General features: G+C 68.4%; 7 protein-coding genes. 3 read left to right on the top strand and 4 right to left on the bottom strand.

Features of this window, described 5'->3' with window-relative positions; translation table 11 throughout:
• Positions 1-911, bottom strand: a 911-nt coding sequence (locus ABR571_RS08525; protein ID WP_409452764.1) for a DUF222 domain-containing protein, incomplete at its 3' end; no start/stop codon positions are given.
• A 164-nt stretch (positions 912-1,075) separates the two neighbouring features.
• On the opposite strand from ABR571_RS08525, the gene ABR571_RS08520 reads away from it, so the two are divergent.
• The gene (locus ABR571_RS08520) at positions 1,076-1,495 is read left to right on the top strand and encodes a VOC family protein (RefSeq protein WP_409452763.1); all 420 of its coding nucleotides are present in this window, start codon (positions 1,076-1,078) and stop codon (positions 1,493-1,495) included.
• Here the strand turns inward: ABR571_RS08520 and ABR571_RS08515 are convergent, their stop codons facing one another.
• Positions 1,496-2,128, bottom strand: coding sequence for a hemerythrin domain-containing protein (locus ABR571_RS08515; protein ID WP_409452762.1), 633 nt, complete (start codon positions 2,126-2,128; stop codon positions 1,496-1,498).
• 183 nt (positions 2,129-2,311) lie between these two features.
• Here ABR571_RS08515 and ABR571_RS08510 point away from each other — a divergent pair, with 183 nt between their 5' ends.
• Both ABR571_RS08510 and ABR571_RS08505 read left to right on the top strand, forming a co-directional pair.
• The gene (locus ABR571_RS08510) at positions 2,312-2,545 is read left to right on the top strand and encodes a DUF6582 domain-containing protein (RefSeq protein WP_409452761.1); all 234 of its coding nucleotides are present in this window, start codon (positions 2,312-2,314) and stop codon (positions 2,543-2,545) included.
• A gap of 43 nt (positions 2,546-2,588) precedes the next feature.
• Positions 2,589-3,188 (top strand): hypothetical protein, encoded by a 600-nt coding sequence (locus ABR571_RS08505; protein ID WP_409452760.1) that lies wholly within the window; start codon positions 2,589-2,591, stop codon positions 3,186-3,188.
• Positions 3,189-3,221: 33 nt separating this feature from the next.
• Here ABR571_RS08505 and ABR571_RS08500 read toward each other — a convergent pair whose 3' ends face one another.
• Both ABR571_RS08500 and ABR571_RS08495 read right to left on the bottom strand, forming a co-directional pair.
• Positions 3,222-3,713, bottom strand: coding sequence for an N-acetyltransferase family protein (locus tag ABR571_RS08500; RefSeq protein WP_409452759.1), 492 nt, complete (start codon positions 3,711-3,713; stop codon positions 3,222-3,224).
• A gap of 149 nt (positions 3,714-3,862) precedes the next feature.
• On the bottom strand, positions 3,863-4,560 hold a 698-nt coding region (locus tag ABR571_RS08495), incomplete at its 5' end, for a maleylpyruvate isomerase family mycothiol-dependent enzyme (protein WP_409452758.1).

Below are 4,560 nucleotides of genomic sequence, written 5' to 3'. Positions count from 1 at the left end.
AGCAGCTTCTGGGCCGACAAGGGGCTGTCCTGGGTGGTTGTCGCCACGCCGGCCTTGTCGATCAGCTCCTGCATCGTGATAGTCGCCATGACGGTCACGGGCGTACCGCCGGTCGACGGAAGAGTGTCGGAGCCGAGGAGTCGCCGAGCGGCTTCGCCCATCGCGTCGTGGCGACGCTGCGAGGGCGTGCGGTCATCCGCCATCCCGTCGGCGGCCGGCAGCGGCGCCGCGAGGGAATCGAGGACCGCCTCCCACATCGCCGTGACCTCCGGGTCGAAGCGTCCGTAGGGAGTGGACGACCCGTCGGCGAACTTGCGTAACCCGTAGCCACGCTTGCGCTCCATCTCGGCATCGCGGGGTTCGGCGCCGTCCGGATCCAGCCGCATCAGCAGCATCCGCGCAGTCGTGGCCAGCAAAGCGGGGTGTTCGTGCCGGGCTGCTTCGACCAACATCCGCTCGGCCACCGGCGCGGCTTCGTGGGCGATCTCGGCCGGGATTTGCTCGATGCACTTCGTGATCACCGTGGCATGGGCGCCGGAGATCTCGCCCGCGGCCGACGCGGCCGCCGTGGCCGGCAGGATCGGGTCGAGCGGCTCACCGATCACCGTCCGGCGCGGCCCGAGGTCACGGGCCCGAGCCACTCGCGACTTGGCCTCCGAGGGCGAGACGCGCAGCATCGCGACCAGCAGATCTGTCGGGCTGCAGCGGGCGTACTCGCCGGCGATTCCGCGCTCAGCCACCTCGGCCAGCACCCGTTGATCCACCGCCTCGAGCCGGCGCCGCTGCGCCTCCACCGTGCCGAGCAGCTGCACCACCTCAACTGAGGACTCGGCCGACAGCGACGCGGCCAACAACCCGTCCACGCCCGCGCGCAACAGGGCTACCGCCTCGGCCACAGGTCCCGCATCCATAACCCCGACATTAGAACCTGAGTACGACAGTTTCGGGTCCGCTAACAAGCCCGACGAGAAATCTCCGAAGATTTTTACAACCCTGCCTGAGGCCGTCAGCGCGACTTCGAACGGACCTGCCGACGCGCCCGGTCACTGTCGTAGCGACGTCCTACGGTCGAATCGTGCTCACCCGAGTGGAACTGACGATGGACTGCGCCGATCCCGCCCGGCTCGCCGAGTTCTGGAAGACGGCGGCCGGGTATGTCAACGAGCCGCCGCCGGCTCCCTTCGCCACGAGGGAGGAGTGGTTGGCCAGCTTCGACGACGAGTACGACGACGGCATGGGCGGTGCCTGGTTGCACGATCCGAGCGGAGTCGCGCCGCGGCTGTGCCTGCTGCAGGTGCCCGAACCGAAGACTGCCAAGAACCGGCTGCACGTGGACCTCCGAGTGTCCGGCGACGGCACGCCGGACGAGAAGTGGGCCCGGGTGTCTGCCGAGGCCACTCGGTTACGGGACGCCGGCGCCCAGGTGCTACAGACCTTCGAGGGGCATCACGTGGTCATGGCCGATCCGGAGGGCAACGAGTTCTGCCTGGCCTGACTACCCCCACCGCGTTGCCTTGACCTGGGTTGCATAGGCCGGTTCCCACTGCTCGCGGTACAGCTGCTGGACGGGTGGCGGCAGGACGCGCAGGACCGCGGCCGTCGTCTCGGGCGCCACGCCGTCGAGCGTCCACGGCAGGAACCGCGCCACGTCGCCCCCGATCAGCTTGGCGCCTTCGGCGGCGAACGCCTGCCACTCCTCCTCGCTCACTCCGTCGATGACCGGTAGTCCGTCCTTCTCCTCATGATCGAGGTGTCCGCGCATCGCGGTCGCCAGACGGTCGGTCAGGTCTGCGAGACGGGCGGGATCCGAAGTCGGATCGAGGACAGCGCCATCGATCCCCTCGAGCAGGGGGTCGATCTCGGCGTGCTCCGCCTCGAGCGCATCGAGCACAGCCCACCCGTCCGAACCCTCCGGAAGCGACAGCCGAAGCGGCGGCCACAACATCCAGTCCTCGGCGGTGTGGTGCGCGCGCAGGTAGCTCTTGAACATCTCCCAGCCGGCTGCGGTGCGCAGGACCTGCCGCGGGTCGTCGTCGCCGCACGCGGTTACCCGGGTCAGGCAGTCGAGTTCGCGTCGCAGCGCGTCATGGATCGCGAACATCATGCTCATGTCGTTCTTGTACGGCATCGAACGTCCTCTCCGTGTTCATCGGGCCGGCCGCACCCTTCACGAGCTGGAACAGCGAATCGCAGGTGAGGGGCTCGGCGAGCCTCTTTCCCCTATGACGGATGGGAAGGCGAAAAGGGAACACGCCGGCGATGAGTCTGCTTCGCCTGACACCTGATCCGGCCGATTGGGAAAACTCCCGACATGGCCAAGGATCTGAGTGACACGAAGAACCGCAAGAAGCTCAGCAAGAAGATGTTCGCGCTGCCCGGCAAGCGCAAGTACCCGATCCCCGACAAGGCCCACGCGCGGAACGCGCTGGCCCGGGTAGCCCAGAAGGGCACGCCGGCGGAACAGAAGAAGGTGAAGGCGGCCGTGAAGAAGCGGTTCCCGAGCATCGGAAAGAAGCAGAAGGGCGAGAAGGACAAGAAGTCCTGACCCGGGTCGCGCCGCGGCCGACCTACGGGCAGCATCAGTCCCCGTGGCCGAGGACATCGTGAGCGAGGCGGCGGATTCGCCCGCCGAACCGACCTACATCGACTACGCCGAATTCGGCCGCCGGTTCTTCAGCGCCGCTGTCACGCGCGATCGCGTACTGGACGGGGTACGGACGATGACGGGCCGCCCCATCGAGGTCGGGCCGCTGTCCGTCGGACCGATGGGGCTGGCCAAGGTGCGGGCGCGGGGCACGATCGGCGAGCCGACGCTCGAGCCGCGTGACGCCGAGGAGATCACCTTCGCGCTCACCATCCCGGTCGACCTGAAGCTGACGATCCAGACCGGCATCGACACCTATCGCTTTGCCGCCGACGTCCGGGTCAACCTGGTCCTCACCGCGCGCGCCGCCGAGCCGCTCGTGATCGTCATCGACGTTCCGCCTCCCTCGTCGCGTGACATCGACGTCGGCGTGCAGGCCGAGGGACTGCGGGCGACGTTCGTGCAGACGCTCGCGAGCGTCGACGCCGAGATCAAGCGGGCGGTGGCCAAGTTCGTCCGCCGCGAGCTGGCCAAGCCGGCGCTGCAGAAGGCGACGCGCATCGACGTGGCTCGCGCCCTCGAGCGCTACGCCACTCCGCGTTGATGGGCAGGCTCAGTGGACGCGGTCAGTCGCTGGTCAGCGCGCGTAGTTGGACAAGACCACTAGGCGGGGTGTGAAACCTCGACGCTGGTAGAGCCGGATCGCGTCTTCGTTGGTCGCCACGACGGCGATCTGGATGTCACGGACGCCCTGGCAACCGAGCTCGCTGTCAATCGCGTCGAGCAAGGTTGTTCCGATCCCGGCGCCCCTGTCGGCCGCACGGACAGCCAGTGTTTGGACTTCGGCGATGTGGTTGCCGGTCACCCACATGTCATCAGGACCTGCGGCGATGCTGACCACCGCATATCCAACCGCAATCCCGTCACGTCTGGCCACCACGACGAACCCGTTACTGTCCTTCAGCCACGTCTCGTATTCGGCCCGCCGGAGCGACCACGAGAGCTCTGAAGGCTGTGCCTGTGGGACGTTCGGGAGGTTGACGTGATGGGCGAGCAGTGCTGCATATAGCGGTGCTAACTCGCCTAGCTTTTCTGCGTCACGGTGTATTTCCATGTTTGGTGCGATCACCGCCGGACGGTATCGCGTGATCCCTCGATGCGTCGCCGGGTTTGTCGGCTGGCCGCCGGAGACCTTGTTTGCCGGCTAGGTGGCTCGATTGCGCCGGGCGGTGGTCTCGCTAGTGCGGAGTCGACGGAAAGTCGAGACCTTCAGCTAGCTCAGCTCCACTCGCCCAGCGCCGGCGCCGCGCTCAGCGCGGCGCCGGTGACGGACGCGCGACCGACCAGCCAGGCGAGGACCGCCCAGTCCGGACCGCGCACCTCGATCGGCTCGCCGCCCTCGCCCGCCGTCCATTCCCGGCCGACGTGCTCACCCGATAGCGAGCCGTCCGCGGTGACGGACACGTGCACGGGCTGCTCGACCCGCTTGGCCAGCGAGTCGGCCACGGTCGGCAGGATCTCGGCCACAAGCAATGGGGGCCATCGGTCGGGCGTGTAGCCGGCATTCAGATCGAGGCGGTGGATCTCCACCTCGCGCCAGCGGCGCAGCGGCCAGCTGTCGGCCCGGCTGCCCTTCTCGGTCGGCAGCTCCCAGCCGTCCGCGTCGGCAACCGCGCCGAAGACCCGGTCGAGCCGGTCGGCGCTGTCCCGGACGTCCGCGACGAGAGCGGCGTACGGGCGGTGCGCACCTTCCTCGATGGCCGCGTTGCGCGCGTCCCAGCCGTCCGGGTAGCGCAGGACGATCTCACCGCGCAGGGCGCCGGCCAGGGTCTCGCTCATGCCGTCGGCGTTGCGCGCTATGTGAGTGAGGACGTGTCCGCGCGTCCATCCGTCACAGAGGGACGGAGCCGCGACGTCGTCGTCGGACCACTGCTGGGCCGTCAGGTCCTGGACGAGGTCCGCGGTCGAGGCGCGCA

The sequence above is a fragment of the Jatrophihabitans sp. genome (genome assembly GCF_046262535.1).
Taxonomy (GTDB): domain Bacteria; phylum Actinomycetota; class Actinomycetes; order Mycobacteriales; family Jatrophihabitantaceae; genus Jatrophihabitans.
The sequence above is the reverse complement of the archived record's forward strand: the minus strand, read 5'-3'. Positions and strand labels throughout refer to the sequence as shown.